The organism is Streptomyces sp. NPDC006309 (genome assembly GCF_040613095.1).
Lineage (GTDB): Bacteria > Actinomycetota > Actinomycetes > Streptomycetales > Streptomycetaceae > Streptomyces.
Window position 1 is genome coordinate 203,855 of sequence record NZ_JBEXRO010000012.1, and the last position, 18,176, is coordinate 222,030.

General features: G+C 74.8%; 16 protein-coding genes and 1 rRNA gene. 4 read left to right on the plus strand and 13 right to left on the minus strand.

All coding sequences use genetic code 11. The features are described from left to right. Window positions 1-54: 54 nt before the first annotated feature. Both ABZ117_RS18390 and ABZ117_RS18395 read left to right on the plus strand, forming a co-directional pair. Window positions 55-1,437: an FAD-binding oxidoreductase gene (locus ABZ117_RS18390; protein WP_356821942.1), complete on the plus strand. Its 1,383-nt coding sequence runs from the start codon at window positions 55-57 to the stop codon at window positions 1,435-1,437. A 50-nt stretch (window positions 1,438-1,487) separates the two neighbouring features. Next, the gene (locus ABZ117_RS18395; RefSeq protein ID WP_356821944.1) at window positions 1,488-3,134 is read left to right on the plus strand and encodes a PucR family transcriptional regulator; all 1,647 of its coding nucleotides are present in this window, start codon (window positions 1,488-1,490) and stop codon (window positions 3,132-3,134) included. Window positions 3,135-3,146: 12 nt separating this feature from the next. Here ABZ117_RS18395 and ABZ117_RS18400 read toward each other — a convergent pair whose 3' ends face one another. The 6 genes from ABZ117_RS18400 to ABZ117_RS18425 form a co-directional block, all read right to left on the minus strand. Further along, complete coding sequence (locus ABZ117_RS18400) at window positions 3,147-4,292, minus strand: glycosyltransferase family 4 protein (protein WP_356821945.1); 1,146 nt, start codon at window positions 4,290-4,292, stop codon at window positions 3,147-3,149. 282 nt (window positions 4,293-4,574) lie between these two features. Further along, a complete protein-coding gene (locus ABZ117_RS18405; protein ID WP_356821947.1) occupies window positions 4,575-5,330 on the minus strand; it encodes a hypothetical protein in 756 nt (251 codons plus the stop codon). A 302-nt stretch (window positions 5,331-5,632) separates the two neighbouring features. After that, a complete protein-coding gene (gene recN, locus ABZ117_RS18410) occupies window positions 5,633-7,375 on the minus strand; it encodes a DNA repair protein RecN (protein ID WP_356821949.1) in 1,743 nt (580 codons plus the stop codon). A 160-nt stretch (window positions 7,376-7,535) separates the two neighbouring features. After that, window positions 7,536-8,441, minus strand: coding sequence for an NAD kinase (locus ABZ117_RS18415; protein ID WP_356821951.1), 906 nt, complete (start codon window positions 8,439-8,441; stop codon window positions 7,536-7,538). Then, window positions 8,438-9,253: a TlyA family RNA methyltransferase gene (locus ABZ117_RS18420; RefSeq protein WP_356821953.1), complete on the minus strand. Its 816-nt coding sequence runs from the start codon at window positions 9,251-9,253 to the stop codon at window positions 8,438-8,440. Before ABZ117_RS18420 ends, ABZ117_RS18415 begins: the two co-directional genes overlap by 4 nt. 56 nt (window positions 9,254-9,309) lie before the next feature. Next, window positions 9,310-9,588, minus strand: coding sequence for a hypothetical protein (locus ABZ117_RS18425; RefSeq protein ID WP_356821955.1), 279 nt, complete (start codon window positions 9,586-9,588; stop codon window positions 9,310-9,312). A gap of 42 nt (window positions 9,589-9,630) precedes the next feature. On the opposite strand from ABZ117_RS18425, the gene ABZ117_RS18430 reads away from it, so the two are divergent. Then, on the plus strand, window positions 9,631-9,978 hold the full coding sequence (locus ABZ117_RS18430) for a sterol-binding protein (RefSeq protein ID WP_356821957.1): 348 nt from the start codon (window positions 9,631-9,633) through the stop codon (window positions 9,976-9,978). On the opposite strand, the gene ABZ117_RS18435 is transcribed toward ABZ117_RS18430, so the two are convergent. From ABZ117_RS18435 to ABZ117_RS18450, 4 genes are all read right to left on the minus strand, one after another. Continuing rightward, the gene (locus tag ABZ117_RS18435; RefSeq protein WP_356821959.1) at window positions 9,962-10,810 is read right to left on the minus strand and encodes an ABC transporter ATP-binding protein; all 849 of its coding nucleotides are present in this window, start codon (window positions 10,808-10,810) and stop codon (window positions 9,962-9,964) included. The two genes, ABZ117_RS18430 and ABZ117_RS18435, sit on opposite strands and share 17 nt — an antisense overlap. Next, complete coding sequence (locus ABZ117_RS18440; protein ID WP_356821978.1) at window positions 10,807-11,820, minus strand: iron chelate uptake ABC transporter family permease subunit; 1,014 nt, start codon at window positions 11,818-11,820, stop codon at window positions 10,807-10,809. Before ABZ117_RS18440 ends, ABZ117_RS18435 begins: the two co-directional genes overlap by 4 nt. A 29-nt stretch (window positions 11,821-11,849) precedes the next feature. Next, window positions 11,850-12,893, minus strand: coding sequence for an iron ABC transporter permease (locus ABZ117_RS18445; protein WP_356821961.1), 1,044 nt, complete (start codon window positions 12,891-12,893; stop codon window positions 11,850-11,852). Between the two features lie 95 nt (window positions 12,894-12,988). Then, complete coding sequence (locus tag ABZ117_RS18450) at window positions 12,989-14,017, minus strand: HAD hydrolase-like protein (RefSeq protein WP_356821963.1); 1,029 nt, start codon at window positions 14,015-14,017, stop codon at window positions 12,989-12,991. Window positions 14,018-14,090: 73 nt separating this feature from the next. Here ABZ117_RS18450 and ABZ117_RS18455 point away from each other — a divergent pair, with 73 nt between their 5' ends. Next, window positions 14,091-15,374: a DUF1015 domain-containing protein gene (locus tag ABZ117_RS18455; protein WP_356821964.1), complete on the plus strand. Its 1,284-nt coding sequence runs from the start codon at window positions 14,091-14,093 to the stop codon at window positions 15,372-15,374. A gap of 91 nt (window positions 15,375-15,465) precedes the next feature. Here ABZ117_RS18455 and ABZ117_RS18460 read toward each other — a convergent pair whose 3' ends face one another. From ABZ117_RS18460 to rrf, 3 genes are all read right to left on the minus strand, one after another. Then, window positions 15,466-16,392, minus strand: coding sequence for a hypothetical protein (locus ABZ117_RS18460; protein ID WP_356821980.1), 927 nt, complete (start codon window positions 16,390-16,392; stop codon window positions 15,466-15,468). After that, window positions 16,284-17,702 (minus strand): hypothetical protein, encoded by a 1,419-nt coding sequence (locus tag ABZ117_RS18465; RefSeq protein ID WP_356821982.1) that lies wholly within the window; start codon window positions 17,700-17,702, stop codon window positions 16,284-16,286. Before ABZ117_RS18465 ends, ABZ117_RS18460 begins: the two co-directional genes overlap by 109 nt. Before the next feature lie 188 nt (window positions 17,703-17,890). After that, window positions 17,891-18,007, minus strand: a 5S ribosomal RNA gene (gene rrf, locus ABZ117_RS18470). Between the last annotated feature and the right edge of the window lie 169 nt (window positions 18,008-18,176).

The following is an 18,176-nucleotide window of genomic DNA, read 5'->3' on the forward strand; positions in this document are numbered from 1 at the left end:
GGGACGGCCTAGGCTGGAGGCGGACGACAGCCCCTGTTGCGGAAGGGGGCAGCCATGGCTTCCCTCTCGAAGGCGGGCGCGGCCCTGGACGCGCTGCGCGACGATCTGGTCGGCGCGGTGCTCGCCCCGGCCGACCCGGGTTACGACGAGGCCCGTACGGTCCTCAACGCGGTGACCGACCGGCGGCCGGCCGTGATCGCCCAGTGCGCGGACACCACCGACGTGGTCCGGGCGGTGCGCTTCGGCCGGGAGCTGGATCTGCCGATCGCGGTGCGCGGTGGCGGGCACGGCGTGGCCGGTGCGGCGCTCGGCGACGGGGCGCTCGTGGTGGACCTGCGCCGGATGCACGAGGTGAGTGTCGACCCGGCGGCCGAGGCGGTCCGGATCGGGGGCGGCGCCACGATGAGCCATCTGGACCGGGCCACCGAGCCGTACGGTCTGGCGACCACCGGCGGGCGGGTCTCCACCACCGGCGTCGGCGGACTCGTCCTCGGCGGCGGCACCGGCTGGCTGGACCGTGCCTTCGGTCTCGCCGCCGACAACCTCCTCGGGGTCGAGCTGGTGACCGCCGACGCCGAGCGGGTGCACGCCGGCGCCGACGAGAACCCCGAGCTGTTCTGGGCGCTGCACGGCGGGGGCGGCAACTTCGGCGTCGCCACCGCGCTCACCCTGCGGCTGCACGAGCTGCCGGAGTTCTCCGTCGTCCTGCTGCTGTACCTCCCCGAGTCCGGCCCCGACGCGGTCCGCGCCTTCGGGGAGGTCATCGCCGAGGGGCCCGACGAGCTCGGCGGCGCGGTGCTCTGCGGGGCCGGCCCGCCCGCGGAGTTCGTGCCGGAGCGGCTGGTGGGCACGCCGCTGTGCGGGGTGCTGCTGACGTACGCGGGCGGCGAGGACCACCTGCGCAAGCTCGCCGGGCCGCTGCTGGCGCTGCCGCACGAGGTGGAGCTGGCCGGTGACATGCCGTACGCCGACGTGCAGTGCATGCTGGACGTCCCGTCCGGGCTGCGCCACCACTGGTCGGCCCAGTGCCTGACCGGGCTGCCGGACGAGGTGGTGGACATCCTCTGCGCCCGCGCGGACGGCCTGCCGGTGCCGGCCGGCTGCCGGCACCTCCTGTTCCCGCAGGGCGGGGCGATCGCCGCCGGCCCGCGCGAGTACCCGCTGCCGTACCGGGACGCGCCCTGGGCCGCGCACCCGTTCGCCGTCTGGGCGGAGCCGGCCGACGACGAGCGGGCGACCGGCTGGGTGCGGGACGTGTGCGCCGGCCTGCGGCCGTGGAGCACGGGCGCCGTCCACCTCAACTTCGTCGGTGACGAGGGACCCGAGCGGGTCCGGGCGGGCCTGGGCGTCGGCAACATCCTGCGCCTGGAGAAGGTGAAGCGGCGGTACGACCCCGACAACGTGTTCCGCTTCAACCACAACATCAGGCCCGTGTAGCCGGCCGCCACACCTGTCATCGGGCCGTTTACGCAGGTAGCGTCCGCTGCATGGACAGCAGTACGGACCACCGTTTCGACACCCGGGGCGCCGGCATCACCGTGCAGCGGGCGCTGGAGCTGCCCGGGCTGCGCAGCGGGCTGCCGGAGATTGTGGCGGGCGCCGACCGGCTCGGCCGTACCGTGCGCTGGGTGCACGCCGGCGAGGTGCCGAACATCGCCTCGCTGCTCAAGGGCGGCGAGCTGCTGCTCACCACCGGTTACGGCGCGGGCACCCGCCCGGCCGAGCAGCGGGCCTTCGTCCGCACCCTCGCCGAGCGCGGGATCGCCGCCCTGGTGGTGGAGCTGGGCCCGCGGTTCGCCCGGCTGCCCGCCGCCCTGGTCGAGACCGCCCGGACGGCCGGCCTGCCCCTGGTCCAGCTGCACCGTGAGGTGCCGTTCGTGACGGTGACCGAGGAGATCCACACCGAGATCGTCAATCACCACTACGCGCTGCTCCAGCGGGCGGAGGAGGTGCACCGGCGGTGCACGCAGGCCCTGCTGGGCGGCGGCGGGGTGCCGCAGGTCCTGGGCATCCTGGCCGACTTCGGGGACAACCCGGTGTTCCTGGAGACCGCCGACGGCCGCCTGCTGTACGCCGCCGGATCCGGACCCGAGGGCGCGGACCCGCTCCAGGTGTGGGAGGGACTGCGCGGCCCGCACAAGGACGCCCCGCCGCCCGCCGGTTCGGTCCTGGTGGACGTGCCCGGCGGCGGACCCGGTACGACGGGTTCGGTGCGCGCCCGTCTCGTCCTGTTGCCGGTGCGGGCGCCGCTGGCCCCGGTGCACCGGATCGCCGCCGAGCGGGCCGCGGGCATCCTGGCCGTGGTGCTGATGCAGGCCCGGCAGGAGGAGGAGCTGGCGGCGCGCGGGCGCGGTGACTTCCTCACCGACCTCGCCGAGGGCCGGATCGCGGCGGAGGACGCGCCGGCGCAGGCCCGGGTCCTCGGCTTCAAGCCCGGCGGCAGCCCGCTGCTGCCCGTCGTCATGCGCGTCGGGGACACCCTCTCGCCCGGCGGGGGCTGGGCGGTGCTGGCCCGGGCCGTCTCGGAGGAGCTGGCCGCGGTGGGCGTACCGGTGCTGCTGGGGGTGCGGCCGGTGGAGGGACGGGTGCCCGTGCTGCTGGGGCTGCGCTCGGAGTCGGAGCGGGCGGCGGTCGCGGACCGGGTGGCGGCGGCGCTGCGGGCGGGTGTGGAGCGTGCCGGGATGCGGCGGCCGGGCTCCCCTCCCCCGGTGGTCGTCGTCGGCGTGGCCGGCGGCTGGGCGGCCGCGTCGGCGGGGCTGCGGCACGCGGCGGAGACGGCGACCGCGGCGCAGGGCCTGAGCGACCGGCCCTGGTACGACGCCCGCCGCCTCGACATCGACCTGCTGCTGTGGCGGCTGCGCGAACACCCGGACCTGGCGGCCTTCGTCGACCGCGCGATCGGCCCGCTGCGCGAGCACGACCACCGCTCCCGGCCGCCGCTGCTGCCCACCCTGGAGACCTATCTGGCGCACGCCGGCCGCAAGGCGGAGACGGCCCGCGAGCTGCACCTCAACCGGCAGACCCTCTACAACCGGCTCGCCCGGATCGGTGAGCTGCTGGGCACCGACCTCGACGACCCGCAGACGGTCCTGGCCCTGAGCCTGGCCCTGCGCGCCCGCCGCCACGTGCCGTAGCCCCGCCGCCGGTCAGGCCAGGGGCCGGGGCTGGGTCAACTCGTCGTAGACGCTGAGCACCTGGGCGACGGTCTCGTCCTCCGTCGGCCACGTCGCCGCCTGCCGCACCCCGCGCTCGCGCAGCCGCGCGCACCACCCGGGGTCCGCCAGCAGCCGTACGACGGTGGCGGCCAGGGCGTCCGCGTCACCGTAGGGGACGAGGGCCGCCGCGTCGCCGACGAGGTCCGGGATGCCGCCGACGCGGGTCGCGACGAGCGGCACGCGCGCGTGCAGCGCCTCCTGGGCGAGGACGGACCGTGACTCCCACCTGCTCGTCAGCAGCGCCAGATCGGCGGCGGCGAGCAGTTCGGGCACGTCGTCCCGGCGTCCGATGAGCCGTACCGGCAGTTCCTCGTCCTCGATGCGCCGCTGGAGCACCGGACGCAGCGGCCCCTCGCCCGCGATCACCACCAGCGGGACGGGGTCGAGGTCCCGCCAGGCCCGTGCCGCGTCGAGCAGGACGTCGTAGCCGCGCTGCCGGTCCAGGGAACCGACGGCGATGAGCAACGGGCGTCCGGTGGCGCCGAGTTCGGCCCGGGTCTTGGGCCGCAGCAGGTCGGGGTCGTCCGGGGCCGCCGGGTGACCGGGCCGGCGCCGGTCCGGCAGGGCGACGGCCGCGAGCCGGGCGTCGCGCGCACCGCCCCGCCGGGCCAGGTCGACCAGGTCGGAGCTGGTGCCGAGGACCACGGCCGCGGTCCGCACGACCCGCCGCTCGAGCACCCGCAGCAGTTGTGCCCGCGGGCCCTCGGCGCGGGCGCGGCCGTGCCAGGTGACCACCAGCGGGGTGCCGCGTCCGCTGAGTGCGAGCACGGTCCGGAAGGAGGCGTGCAGACCGTGCGCGTGCACCAGGTCGGCATGGGCGCAGGCCGTCCGCAGCGCGGCCACGGAGACCGGGTCGCTGCTGCGCGGCACGTGCACGTGTTCGGCGCCGGCTCCGGTGAAGTCGTAGGCGCGTTCGGCCTCGACGGGGGCGCACACGGTGACCCGCACGCCCCGCGCCACGAGCCCCTGGGCCAGGGACCGCACGTGCGCGCTGCTGCCGGCATTGCCTCCGCCGAGCACCTGCACGGTGCGCAGCGATGACTGGCCGTGCGGTGCGTTGCTGCTCACGGGGGTCACGTGGCCGGGGCTCCTGGTTCGCGTGGGCGGTACGAGGAAACGTACAGAAGGTAGCGGGCTCAGGGGGCCGGAAGGGCGCACCCCGCGCGCCTCCCGCGCGGACGGTCCGGACCCGTCGCCCGCCCCCCGTTCCCTGCCAAGCATGCCAGGGCGTACGGCTGTTCAGGGACAGCCGGGAGGGCGCACCACGCGGCGGGCCGGGGCAATGCGCCGGAGCACATCACCCACACGGAGGAGGGAAATTCCGCCATGGCCGAGCGGCAGACCCGGCATACGGTGAGGTCAGCCGCCCACGGCGCGCGCCCAGGTGCTCACCCGGTCCCCGTACCGGGCCGCCGCCACCACCGCGACCGCGTGGGCGAGCAACCCCGCGCGCCGGTTTCCCGCCGCCACGGCCGCCCCCAGCGCGACGCCGAGGGCGTGCGCCCCCGTGTCCCCGAGCATCGTCCGCTCCGCCAGGTCCTCCGGCAGCACGGCCGCGGCCGCCCCCAGCGCACCGGCGGCCAGCTGCCCGCCGGCCCCCGCGCGCACCGCCGCCGGCGCGCCGAGCAGCAGCACCGCGCCGGCGGCCCGTCCGGGCCGCACGTCGACGAGGTTGACCAGGTGGGCGGTGCCCGCGACGGCGACCCCGGCGAGCAGCCGGTCGAGCGGGTGTTCCTTCAGCAGGACTCCCGCGGCCAGCCCGGCGGCCGAGATCCCGAACAGCTTCACGGCTCCGCTGGTGACCTCGCCGTCGCGCAGCGCCCCCAGATGCGCGCGGAAGCCGCGCCGGTGGTCCCCGGCCACGTCGTCGTACGCACCGCACACCCCGGCGGCGAGGACCGCGAGTCCGGCCCCGGGACGCACCCGGGCCACGGCGAGGGACGCGCCGAGGGCCGCGGCGGGACCGGCGTACAGCCCGACGGTGCGCCCGGCGTGGTTCGTCCGCTCCCAGCGCTCCCGCCCGCCGGGCGCCCGGGCGCGCAGCAGGGCCTGGCCGGCCCGGGTGAGTCCGGCGGCGAGGAGGAAGACGCGGGAGGACCGCGTCGCACTGATCATCCCGCCACCCTAGTCACCGGCGAGGACACCGTCCGCGAGACCGGCTCCGGCCGCCGCCAGGCTCCTCCGCGCGCGCCCGGCCCGTCTCGGCCGCCACCCCGATCACCGGCGAAGGCGCCGCCCCCACACCTCGGCCCCGACCGGCACCGGCAGCACGCCCCCACGGACCCTGGACCGTCCCCGAGCCACCACCACGGTCACCAGCGGAGACGCGTCCGCACAGCTCGGCACGGGCAGCACGCCCGGACGCACCCTGCTGCCGCCCCGAAGCCACCGCCACGGTCACCGGCGGGGACCCCGGCTCAGAGGGCGGCTCTGGCCGTCGCCAGGAGCTCCTCCGCGTGCGCGCGGGCCGTCTCGGAGTCCTCCTGGCCCGCCAGCATGCGCGACAGTTCGCGGATGCGGTCCTCGCCCTCCAGGACCTTCACGCCGGAGCGGGTGACCGACCCGTCGTCGGTCTTCTCCACCAGCAGTTGCCGGTCGGCGAACGCGGCGACCTGCGGCAGGTGGGTGACCACGACGACCTGCGCGGTCCGGGCGAGCTTCGCCAGGCGCCGGCCGATCTCGACCGCGGCCTTGCCGCCGACCCCGGCGTCGACCTCGTCGAAGAGGTACGTCGGGACCGGGTCGGTGCCCGCGAACACGACCTCCACGGCCAGCATCACCCGGGACAGCTCACCGCCGGACGCGCCCTTGGCGATGGGCCGGGGCGGGGCGCCGGGGTGCGGGGCGAGGAGCAGTTCGACCTCGTCGACGCCCGACGGCCCGTAGGCGACCGTACGGCCGCCGACCTCGACGCCCTCGGGGTCCTCGGTCTGCCGGATGTCGAAGGACACGCGCGCGTGGGGCATCGCCAGCGAGGCCAGCTCGGCGGTCACCGCGGCGGCGAACCGCTCGGCGGCCTCGGCGCGCGCGTCGGTCAGCGCCTGGGCCAGCCCGCTCAGCTCGGCGCGCAGCGCGTCCCGCTCGGCGGTCAGCTCCCCGGTCCGCTCGTCGTCGCCGTCCAGCTCGGTGAGGCGCGCGGCGCTCTGCTCGGCCCAGGCGAGGACGGCGTCGATGTCCTCGCCGTACTTGCGGGTCAGCGCGGTGAGCGCGGCCCGCCGTTCCTCCACGGCGGCCAGGCGCAGCGGATCGGCGTCCAGGTCGTCGGCGTATCCGGCCAGCTCGCCCGCCACGTCGCCGAGCAGGATCCCGATCTCCCCGGCCCGGTCGGCGAGCGCGGCCAGCGCCGGGTCGTGGGAGCGTACGGCCTCCAGCGCCCGGTGGGCGCCCGCCACGAGGGTCGAGGCGTCGATCCCCTCCGGGTCCTCCGGGTTGCCCGCGAGAGCGGCGTGCGCGGCCGTCGCGGCGGACGCCAGCGCCTCGGCGTGCCCGAGCCGCTCCGCCTCTTCTGCCAGCTCCGCGTCCTCCCCGGGCCGCGGCTCCACGGCGGCGATCTCGTCCAGCCCGTACCGCAGCAGGTCGGCTTCCTGCGCCCGCTCACGGGCGCGGGTGGTGATCTCCTCCAGCTCGGCGGAGACGGCCCGCAGCCGCCGGTAGGCCTGCGTGTAGGCGGCGAGCGGCACGGCGACGGCGTCGCCCGCGTACCGGTCCAGGGCCTGCCGCTGCCGGGACAGCTTCAGCAGCCCCTGCTGGTCGGTCTGCCCGTGCACGGCCACCAGATCGTCGGCCAGCTCGGCGAGCAGCCCGACGGGCACGCTGCGTCCGCCGAGATGCGCCCGGGAGCGGCCCTCGGCGGAGACGGTACGGGTGATGAGCAGGGCCCCGTCGTCCAGTTCCGCGCCCGCCTCCTCGGCCCGGACGACGGCGGCGGCGTCGGCGGGTACGGTGATCCGCCCCTCGACGACGGCCCTCTCGGCGCCGATCCGCACCAGCGCCGGGTCCGCCCGGCCGCCGAGCAGCAGCCCCAGGCTCGTCACCACCATGGTCTTGCCCGCACCCGTCTCACCGGTGACAGCGGTGAACCCCGGTGACAGCTCGACCACAGCGTCGTCGATGACCCCGAGTGACCGTATCCGCATCTCCTCCAACACGGAACAGACCATACGAGGTCCGGGGCGGGGAGCGCACATGGCCCGCCCGTGTCACCCCGGCGAGTGGTCCCGCCGCCCGGGCGCGGCGAACCGCGCGGCGAGCCACGAAGCACCCGCACCCGCCGGCGGACCGCGCCGTCCGCCGGCGGACCGCGCCGGGCCCCACGATCCGCTAGTGCGGCGCTCCGCGCCATCCGGTGGTCGGCAGCGCGAACTTCGCCACGATCCGGTCCGTGAACGACGAGTGGTGCAGCCGGGCCAGCCGCACCGGTACGGCCCCCCGCCGCACTTCCACCCGCGCCCCCGGCGGCAGCTCGACGGTCCGCCGTCCGTCGCACCACAGGACACCGGGCGGGACGTGCGGCAGGACCTCCACCGCCAGCACCGAGTCCGGCGAGGTGACCAGCGGCTTGGCGAACAGGGCGTGCGCGCTGATCGGCACCATCAGCAGCGCCTCCACCTCGGGCCACACCACCGGCCCGCCGGCGGAGAACGCGTACGCGGTGGACCCGGTCGGCGTGGACAGGACGACCCCGTCGCACCCGAACCCCGTCACCGGCCGCCCGTCGATCTCCAGCACGACCTCCAGCAGCTTCTCGGCGCCGGCCTTCTGCACGGCCGCCTCGTTCAGCGCCCAGTCGGTGTGCACGATGTCCCCGTTGCGGTGCACGACGACGTCGACGGTCATCCGCTCCTCGACCTCGTACGACCGTGCCACCACCCGGTCCACCACCCGGTCCAGGTCGTCGCGTTCGGCCTCGGCGAGGAAGCCGACGCGCCCGAGGTTGACGCCGAGCATCGGCACCCCGGAGGCCCGCGCGAACTCGGCGCCGCGCAGCAGCGTGCCGTCACCGCCGAGCACGATCAGCAGCTCGCACCCGTCGAGGCACTGCGGGGTGGCCTCCTTGACGAGCCGCACCTCGTCGGGGAGCGGCAGGTCGCGGGCCTCCTCCTCCAGCACCCGCACCCCGATGCCGTGCCGGAGCAGGCCCTTGACGACGAGTTCCGCGCTGCGGATCGCCGCGGGCCGCCCGGTGTGGGCGAGCAGGAAGACAGTACGCGCCAGGTTCTGTGTCACCGGGGCCCCTCCGCCACTGCACGGTCGACGTCGGCCGGGTCCACCTCAGGTGCTCCCGCCCGCAGCCAGAGAAAGTACTCCACGTTCCCCGAGGGCCCGGGCAGCGGGCTCGCGGTGACGCCACGCACCCCGAGTCCCAGCTCCCAGGCCTTCCGGGCCACTCCCCGCACGGCCTCCGCCCGCAGCTGCGGACTCCGTACGACACCTCCGCTGCCGAGCCGTTCCTTCCCCACCTCGAACTGCGGCTTGACCATCATCACCAGGTCGGCGTCCGGCGTCACGCACCGCTTCAGGGCGGGCAGCACCAGCCCGAGCGGGATGAAGGACAGATCGCCCACGACTAGATCCACCGGTTCCCCATCGATCGCCTCAAGCGTCAACTCGCGTACGTTCGTACGGTCCTTGACGGTGACGCGTTCATCGTTGCGCAGACTCCAGGCGAGCTGTCCGTAGCCGACGTCCACCGCGACGACGTGGGCGGCGCCCGCGCGCAGCAGGACGTCGGTGAAGCCGCCGGTGGACGCGCCGGCGTCCAGCGCGCGCCGGCCCTCGACGGCGAGGCCCTGCGGCACGAAGGCGGCGAGCGCGCCGGCGAGCTTGTGCCCGCCCCGGGACACGTAGTCCGGGTCGCTGTCGTCGGCCCGGACCACGATCGCCGCCGCGGCCTCCACCTGGGTGGCCGGCTTGGTCGCCACGGTCCGGCCGACGGTGACCCGGCCGGCGGCGATCAGCTGGCCGGCGTGCTCGCGCGAGCGGGCGAGCTTCCGGCGGACCAGCTCCGCGTCGAGACGGCGGCGTGCGACTCCTGCCACGTTCGGTTCAGCTCCTGCTATTCGTACGGCGGTCGAGGGATGCGACCCGGAGGGTCTCACCGTGGGGCGGCGGTCGGGTGACGGTCAGGAACCGGGGGTCCCGGGCGGGCGTCGAGCGCGGTGAGCGCGTCGCGCAGCCCCCGGTGTACATCCTCGTACACCTCGGTGTGCCCGTCGGTGGCGAGGTGGCCGGCGTCGGCCAGCCGCTCCAGCACGGCGTCGACCCCGGCGTCGCCGGTGGGGGTGCGCGGGATGTTCAGGGGGGCCGGGGCGGCGGGGTCGTACGCGGGCTCCGCCGCGGCGGCGGTCCCGGCCTCGGACACGGACTCGCTCATGCCCAGACGCTACCCCGAACCGCTGGGGTACCGTCGGTGGCGATGGCCACGATCGAGGAGTGCCGCGCCGCACTGGGCAAGCTTTCGGACAACATGCAGGGGGCCGGGGGCGAGGTCCGCGCCGCCGCCGCCCTGGACCGCTCGGTGAGCTGCCACATCACCGATCTCGACGTCACCTTCGCGGGCCGGCTGACCGGCGGCCGGATCGAGATCGACGCGACCCGCCCGGGGGAACCGCGCGAACGGGCGCAGATCCGGCTCGCCATGGCCGGCGACGACCTGGTCGCCCTGGTGGGCGGCGGGCTGAACTTCGCGACCGCCTGGGGCTCGGGCCGGGTGCGGCTGGAGGCGAGCCTGCTGGACCTGTTCCGGCTCAGGAAGCTGCTGTGACCCGCCGTGCCCGCGCCTTCCGGGCGGCCGGCACCACCAGCGGGGTACCGGTCTCGGGATCGTCGATGACCTGACAGCGCAGCCCGAAGACCTCCTCGACCAGCTCCGCCGTGACGATGTCGCCCGGGGCGCCCTCGGCGACCACCTCGCCGCCGCTCAGCGCGATCAGATGGGTGGCGTAGCGGGCGGCGTGGTTCAGGTCGTGCAGGACGGCGACCAGGGTGCGGCCCTGTGTCTCGTGCAGCTCGGCGCACAGGTCGAGGATGTCGATCTGGTGCTGGATGTCGAGGTAGGTGGTCGGCTCGTCCAGCAGCAGCAGCGGGGTCTCCTGGGCGAGCGCCATGGCGATCCACACGCGCTGGCGCTGTCCGCCGGACAACTCGTCCACGTACCGGTCCGCCAGCGCGTCGACCCCGGTCTGGCGCATCGCCTCCCGGACGACCCTCTCGTCCTGCGCGGACCACTGGCGCAGCAGGCCCTGGTGCGGGTAGCGGCCCCGGCCGACGAGGTCGGCGACGGTGATCCCGTCGGGTGCGACGGACGACTGCGGCAGCAGGCCGAGGGTCCGCGCCACCTTCTTCGCGGGCATCGACCGGATGGCCTGCCCGTCCAGCAGCACCCGGCCCCGGCTCGGCCTGAGCATCCGGGACAGCGCCCGCAGCAGCGTCGACTTGCCGCACGCGTTCGGGCCGACGATCACCGTGAACGAGCGGTCGGGGATCTCCACCGACAGCTGGTCCGCGATGACGCGCTGGTCGTAGGCGAGGGTGACGTTCTCGGCGGACAGGCGGTTCACAGTGCTCCTAGAGGTGTTCGGGGAGGCGCCGCTCATATCCGGCCCGCCCGGCGCTCGGCGACCAGCAGCCACAGCAGATAGCCGCCGCCGAGGACGCCGGTGACGACGCCGACGGGCAGCCGGCCGGCGCCGAACAGGCGCTGGGAGGCCCAGTCGGCGGCGACCAGCAGGGCGGCCCCCATGCAGAGGGAGGGCACCAGGTTCGGCCCCGGCGAGCGGGTCAGGCGCCGGGCGAGCTGCGGGGCGGTGAGCGCGACGAAGCCGACGGGGCCCGCGGCGGCGGTGGCGGTGGCGGTGAGCAGGACGGCGCAGACCATCAGCAGGAGCCGGACGCGCTGCACGCGTACACCGAGCGCGTTCGCGACGTCGTCGCCCATCTCCATCATCCGCAGGCCGCGCGCGTGGACGAGGACCAGCGGGACGAGGACGGCGCACACGGCCAGCAGCGGCCGGACCTGGTCCCAGTCGCGGCCGTCGAGCGAACCGGTCATCCACACCACCGCGCGGGACGCGTCGACCAGGTCGGCCTTGGTGAGCAGGTAACCGTTGACCGCGGTGACGAGCGCGTTGACCCCGATGCCGACCAGAACCAGCCGGTATCCGTGCACACCCTGCTTCCAGGCGAGCAGATAGATGGCGAGACCGGTCACCAGGCCGCCGATCAGTGCCCCTGCGGTGACCTGGGCGGCGCCGCCGGACATCAGCACGATCACCACGAGCGCGCCGGCCGTCGATCCCTGCGACAGGCCGAGCACGTCCGGACTGCCGAGCGGGTTGCGGGAGACGGACTGGAACAGGGCGCCGCCGAGCCCCAGCGACGCACCGACCAGCAGGCCGACGAGGACCCGCGGCAGCCGCAGCTCCTCGACGATGAAGTCCTGGTAGGCGGTGCCGTTCCCGGCGAGCGTCCTGAGCACGTCGGCCACCGGGATCCTCGCCTCGCCGGTGCCGATCAGCGCGACCCCGGCGGCGAGCGCGGCGGCCAGCACCAGCACGACGACCGTCAGGGCACGCGGGTCCAGCCGCAGGGACAGCCCGCCGGGCATGCGGACGGCACGGCTCCTGGAGTGGGTCTTCACAGCTGGGCCGTCCTCCGCCGTCGTACGAGAAAGATGAAGACCGGGCCGCCGACGACCGCGGTGACGATGCCGACCTGCACCTCGGAGGGCCGGGCCACGACCCGCCCGAGGACATCGGCGCCGAGCAGCAGCACGGGCGACAGCACCGTGGCGTACGGCAGGATCCAGCGCAGATCGGGACCGGTGAAGGAACGCACCACGTGCGGGACCATCAGGCCGACGAAGACGATCGGGCCGCAGGCGGCGGTCGCCGCACCGCTCAGCACCACGGCGGACAGCATGGCCAGCGCGCGGGTCCGGCCGAGGTTCGCGCCGAGGGCCCGGGCGGTGTCGTCGCCCATCTCGACCGCGTTCAGCGGCCGGGCCAGGGCGAGCGCGAGGACGGTGCCGGCCGCGAGGAACGGCAGCACCTGGTGGGTGGTCGAGTCGGTGGCCGAGGCCAGTGAACCCACCGTCCAGAAGCGCATCTTGGCCAGCGCCGCGCCGTCCGTGAGCATCACGGCCTGGAGATAGCCGTAGAGGGCGGCGCTGATCGCCGTACCGGCGAGCGCGAGCCGCACCGGGGTGGCGCCCCGGCCGCCGCCGAGGAACCACACCAGCGCGCCGACGGCCGCGGCGCCGAGGAACGCGAACCACACGTATCCGGTCAGGCTGGTGACGCCGCAATAGGTGAGGGCCGTGACGACGGCGGCGGAGGCGCCCGCGTTGATGCCGAGCAGCCCGGGGTCGGCCAGCGGATTGCGGGTCAGCGCCTGGAGCACCGCACCCGACAGACCGAGCGCGGCACCCACCAGGAGCCCGAGGACCGTGCGCGCGAGCCGGTCGTCCACGACGACGTCCCCGTAGGTCCCCGAGGCGTGGAAGAGGCCGTGCCAGACCTGGTCAGGGGACAGCGCCTTCGCCCCGATCGCGATGCTCGCCAGGGCGACGAGCGCCAGGAGCACGACCGAGAGCAGGAGCCCAACGGCCCTTGCCGCTCGGCGGGTCGGGGGCGCGGCCGCGGCTTCCGCGCGCTGTTCCGGAGGACTGTCGACCAACACCAGGTTAGGGTAGCCTACCCTGCCTGCGATGCGATCCCCGGTGACGGCGCATCCCGCGGAAGACGGAACTCAACCCGCCTTCCTGCACAGCGGCCTCACCACCCCAGCCGGTCCAGCGCCTTGCCCCCGTCCAGCTCGCACGCGCCGTCCCCGGCCGCCGTCCACGCCGCCGCGCACAACGCCCGCAGGCCGTCCAGCGCCTCCCCGTCACCCTCCAGCGCCAGCTGGCCGGACCCGGCCGTCGCCGTCCAGCCACCGCAGCGGAAACCGCCGCCCTCCGCGGCGACCTCCGGCTGCCCGGTGAGCAGCCCGCGCAGATCGGCGTCCACGAACGTCGGCCGGTGCCGCGGCGGCGCGGCGAGCAGCTGCGGCGCGTCGGTGACGCCGGTCAGCACCAGCAGCGAGTCGACCTCGCCGTGGAACGCGCCCTCGATGTCCGTGTCCAGCCGGTCCCCGACCACCAGCGGGCGCTCGGCACCGGTCCGGATGATCGTCTCCCGGTGCATCGGGGGCAACGGCTTGCCCGCCACCTGCGGCTCGGCCCCGGTCGCGATGCGCACGACCTCCACGGCCGCCCCGTTGCCCGGTGCGATGCCCCGCCCGCTCGGGATCGTCAGATCGGTGTTGGACGCGAACCACGGCACCCCGCGCCTGACCGCGTACGACGCCTCCGCGAACCGCCCCCACGGCAGATCGGGCCCGCCGTACCCCTGCACGACCGCCGCCGGATCGTCGTCCGCCGACTCCACCGGCACCAGGCCGCGCTCGCGCAGCGCCACCCGCAGCCCCTCCCCGCCGATCACCAGCACCCGCGCCCCGGCCGGCACCTGCTCGGCGATCAGCCGCGCGACGGCCTGCGCGGAGGTGATGACATCACCGGCACCCGTCGGTATCCCCAGCTCCGTGAGGTGCCCGGCCACGGCGTCCGGGGTCCGCAGCGCGTTGTTGGTGACATACGCGAGACGCATACCGCCTTCGCGGGCCGCCGCCAGCGAGTCGACCGCGTACGCGATCGCGTTCCCGCCCGCGTACACCACCCCGTCCAGATCGAGGAGCGCCGTGTCGTACGCCTCGTTCAGGGGCCGCTCACTGCCCTCGGGCCTCGTCCTGACACCCTGGCTCATTCCGCATCGCTCCTCGTTCGTCGCCTTTCCCCCGATCATCCCGCACACCGCCGGCCCCACGTACGATGCCGGGATGAAGACAGCAGGTCACTCGGAGGCAACGGCGCGCCGAGGCCTGGAACTCACACCGTTCCGAGGCCTCCGTTACGACCCCGACCGGGTCGGCAGCCTCGCCTCCGTCACGTCCCCTCCCTACGACGTCGTCGTGCGCCCCGACGGCCTGCACCACCTCGAGTCCGCCGACCCCTACAACATCGTCCGGCTGATCCTGCCCCAGGCCGGCACGCCCAGCGCCCGCACCGAGCAGGCGGCCGACACCCTCCGCCACTGGCTGGACGAGGGCATCCTCACCGCGGACCGGGAACCCGGCCTCTACGTGTACGAGCAGCAGGACACCGACGGCATGCTCCAGCGCGGGGTCATCGGCACCCTGCGCGTCACGGATCCCGCCGAGGGCGTGGTGCTCCCGCACGAGGACGTCATGCCGCCCGTGGTCGCCGACCGCGCCGCGCTGATGCGCGCCACGCGCGCGAACCTGGAGCCGCTGCTGCTGACGTACCGGGGCGACGGCACCGCCGCCGAGGTCGTCGAACGCACCGCCGGCCGCCCGCCGCTGCTGGCCACGACCACCGAGGACGGCTTCCACCACCGGCTGTGGTCCGTCACCGACCCCGGTGACGTCGGCCGCATCCGGTCCGACCTCGCCGGCCGGCAGGCCCTGATCGCCGACGGCCACCACCGCTGGGCCACCTACCTGCGGCTGCGCGCCGAACACCCCTCCCCCAGTCCCTGGGACCACGGCCTGGTCCTCCTGGTGGACACGGCCCGCTATCCGCTGCGGGTCCGCGCCATCCACCGGCTGCTGCACGGCCTGCCGGTCGCCGACGCCCTGACGGCGGTGGCGGGCCTGTTCCGGACACGGCGCCTCGACGTGCGGCTGCCGCAGGCCCTGGAGGTGCTCGCCGACGCCTCCTGCGAGGGCAATGCCTTCCTGCTGGCCGGGGACGGCGCCTTCCACCTCCTGGATCGTCCGGATCCGGACCTGCTGGCCCGGACGATCCCGGCGGACCGCCCCGCCGCCTGGCGTTCCCTGGACGCGGCGGTCCTGCACACCACGCTGCTGGAGCACGTCTGGCGGATCCCGGAGGACTCCCCGGCGCACATCGCCTACATACACGACACGGCCGCGACGGTCGAGAAGGCGGAACGCGACGGCGGTACGGCCGTCCTGATGCACCCGGTCCGCGAGGAGGTCGTCCGCGACCTGGCCCGGCAGGGCGTCACGATGCCCCGCAAGTCGACGTCGTTCGGCCCGAAACCGGCCTCGGGACTGGTGCTGCGCGCGCTGGACATCTGACCGGGCACAGGCAATGGCGCAACAACAGGAAACGGCACAAAAAAGAGGGCAGGCTCCCCGGGGAGCCTGCCCTCTTCGTCACCGACCTGGGTCAGTCCTTGTCACCGGCCTCCGGGGAGGCGACATCCCCGGCCTTCTCGGCCTCGACGGTCTCCGCGGACTCGACGGGCTTGCCCGGCTCCTCGGCCTCGACGGGCTCGGCGGACTCGACCGGCTCCTCGACCTCGACGGGCTCGACGGACTCGGCGGGCTCGCCGGACACCTCGACCTCGTCGGCGTCCTCGGACTTCTCCGACTCGACGGACCCGTCGGCCTCGTCGGGCTCCTCCGACTCGTCCTCGGCCAGGGCGTCGACGAACTCGACCCCGTCCAGCTCGGCCAACCGGTCCGACGCGTCCGTGCTGCTGTCCCGGTCGGCCTCGACGGCCTTGGCGAACCACTCGCGCGCCTCGCGCTCCCGGCCGGCGGCCAGCAGCGCGTCGGCGTACGCATAGCGCAGTCGAGCGGTCCACGGCTGCACCGACTGGGAGGCCAGCTCGGGGCTCTGGAGGGTCACGATGGCCGCGTCCAGCTGCCCCATGTCACGCCGGGCGCCGGCGGCGACGAGTCGCATCTCGACCTGCCCGGCCTTGTCCAGCTTGTGCACCTCCGGGGCGCCGGCCATGTCCAGCGCCTTCTCCGGCCGTCCGAGCCCGCGCTCGCAGTCGGCCATGACCGGCCACAGCTCCACGCTGCCGGTCATCCGCCGGGCGGCCCGGAACTCCCCGAGGGCCTCGGCGTACTTCTGGGTGGCGTACGCGGCGAACCCGGCGGCCTCCCGTACGGCGGCCACGCGGGACGCCAGACGCAGGGCCACCTTGGAGTAGCCGTACGCGCCCTCGGGGTCCTCGTCGAGCAGCCGGGCGACCATCACCAGGTTCTTGGCGACATCCTCAGCGAGCGTCTTGGGCAGGCTCTGAAGCTCCTGCCGGACGTCCCTGTCGATCTCGTCACCGGTGACGTCCTCCGGGATCGGCAGGCGCTTGATCGGCTCCCGGTCCCGGTCCCGCTCGTCACGGAACCCGCCTCCACCACGGTGGTCGTCCCGGCGGTCGTCACGGCCCCGGAAGCCACCGGGTCGGCCACCGCGGTCATCCCGGTGCGGCCCACGGCCACCGCGGTCGTCCCGGCGGTCGTCGCGCCGGAAACCGCCGCGCTCACCACGGTCGTCACGACCCCGGAAACCACCACGGTCCTCACCACGACGGTCGTCGCGTCGCTCGACACGACTGTCGTCACGGCGCTCGACACGGCGGTCATCGCGGCGGTCGTCGCGGCGGTGGTCGGGGCGGAAGCCGCCGCCGCGGTTGTCGTCACGGCGGTCGTCACGGCGGAAGCCACCGCGGTTGTCGTCGCGGCGGAACGGGGGACGGTCGCCGCCCCGGTCGCCGCCGCGGTCGTCGTCACGGCGGTACGACGGACGGTCGCCGCCGCGGTCGTCCCGGCGGAAGCCGCGGTCCCCACGGTCGTCCCGACGCGGCCCACGGTCACGGTCGTCCCGCTGGAACGCCGGACGCGATCCCCGGTCACCCTCACGGCGGTCGTCGCGCTGGAACCCCGGACGCGACGTGCGGTCACCCTCACGGCGGTCGTCGCGCTGGAACCCCGGACGCGAAGTCCGGTCGCCCTCACGGCGGTCGTCGCGCCGGCCGGCGTAACCACCACGGTCAGCACGCTCGCCGTAACCGCCACCACGGCGGTCATCGCGGCGGTCATCGCGTCGGTGGTCGGGGCGGAAGCCGCCGCCGCGGTTGTCGTCACGGCGGTCGTCACGGCGGAAGCCACCGCGGTTGTCGTCGCGGCGGAACGGGGGACGGTCGCCGCCCCGGTCGCCGCCGCGGTCGTCGTCACGGCGGTACGACGGACGGTCGCCGCCGCGGTCGTCCCGGCGGAAGCCGCGGTCCCCACGGTCGTCCCGACGCGGCCCACGGTCACGGTCGTCCCGCTGGAACGCCGGACGCGACGTGCGGTCGCCCTCACGGCGGTCATCGCGCTGGAACCCCGGACGCGACGTGCGGTCGCCTTCACGACGGTCGTCGCGCTGGAACCCCGGACGCGAAGTCCGGTCACCCTCACGACGGTAGCCGCCGCCACGGGTGTCCTCACGACGGTCGTCACGGCGGAAGCCGCCGCGCTCGCCACGGTCGCGGTCGTCACGACGGTCGTCACGGCGGAAGCCGCTGCCGCGGTTGTCGTCACGCGGGCCGGAAGAACCGGCACGGTCGTCACGGCGGCCGCTGTCACGGCGGTCGTTGTCCCGGCGGAACCCTCCGCGGTCACTGCGGTCACCGCGGTCACCTCGGAAGCCTCCGCGGTCGCCCCGGTCACCACTGTCCCGTCGCCGCTGGTCGCGCTCCGGTCGGTCGTCGGGAGAGTTGGTGGACATGGTGACTCCTGTCATCGGTACACAAGCATAGTAAAAACGAAAGGACCCCTGGTCCCAGCTGAACGCTGGGACCAGGGGTCCTCCAAAGATTGTTCGGCGGCGTCCTACTCTCCCACAGGGTCCCCCCTGCAGTACCATCGGCGCTGTGAGGCTTAGCTTCCGGGTTCGATATGTAACCGGGCGTTTCCCTCACGCTATGACCACCGAAACCCTAATGGTTTCGAGCGAACAAGCACACTTTTTTGTTATGTGTTCTGCTCAAAAACCGGCAACGGTCGTTGCCTCAGAACCAACACAGTGAACGCGAGCATCAATGGACAAGCCCTCGGCCTATTAGTACCGGTCACCTCCACACGTTACCGTGCTTCCAGATCCGG

What these genes read in the sequence shown, in the direction of transcription:
- ABZ117_RS18390 (WP_356821942.1), top strand. Translation starts at nt 55, where the DNA reads ATGGCTTCCCTCTCGAAGGCGGGCGCGGCCCTGGACGCGCTGCGCGAC.
- ABZ117_RS18395 (WP_356821944.1), top strand. Translation starts at nt 1,488, where the DNA reads ATGGACAGCAGTACGGACCACCGTTTCGACACCCGGGGCGCCGGCATC.
- ABZ117_RS18405 (WP_356821947.1), bottom strand. Translation starts at nt 5,330, where the DNA reads ATGATCAGTGCGACGCGGTCCTCCCGCGTCTTCCTCCTCGCCGCCGGA.
- recN (WP_356821949.1), bottom strand. Translation starts at nt 7,375, where the DNA reads ATGGTCTGTTCCGTGTTGGAGGAGATGCGGATACGGTCACTCGGGGTC.
- ABZ117_RS18425 (WP_356821955.1), bottom strand. Translation starts at nt 9,588, where the DNA reads ATGAGCGAGTCCGTGTCCGAGGCCGGGACCGCCGCCGCGGCGGAGCCC.
- ABZ117_RS18430 (WP_356821957.1), top strand. Translation starts at nt 9,631, where the DNA reads ATGGCCACGATCGAGGAGTGCCGCGCCGCACTGGGCAAGCTTTCGGAC.
- ABZ117_RS18435 (WP_356821959.1), bottom strand. Translation starts at nt 10,810, where the DNA reads ATGAGCGGCGCCTCCCCGAACACCTCTAGGAGCACTGTGAACCGCCTG.
- ABZ117_RS18440 (WP_356821978.1), bottom strand. Translation starts at nt 11,820, where the DNA reads ATGCCCGGCGGGCTGTCCCTGCGGCTGGACCCGCGTGCCCTGACGGTC.
- ABZ117_RS18450 (WP_356821963.1), bottom strand. Translation starts at nt 14,017, where the DNA reads ATGAGCCAGGGTGTCAGGACGAGGCCCGAGGGCAGTGAGCGGCCCCTG.
- ABZ117_RS18455 (WP_356821964.1), top strand. Translation starts at nt 14,091, where the DNA reads ATGAAGACAGCAGGTCACTCGGAGGCAACGGCGCGCCGAGGCCTGGAA.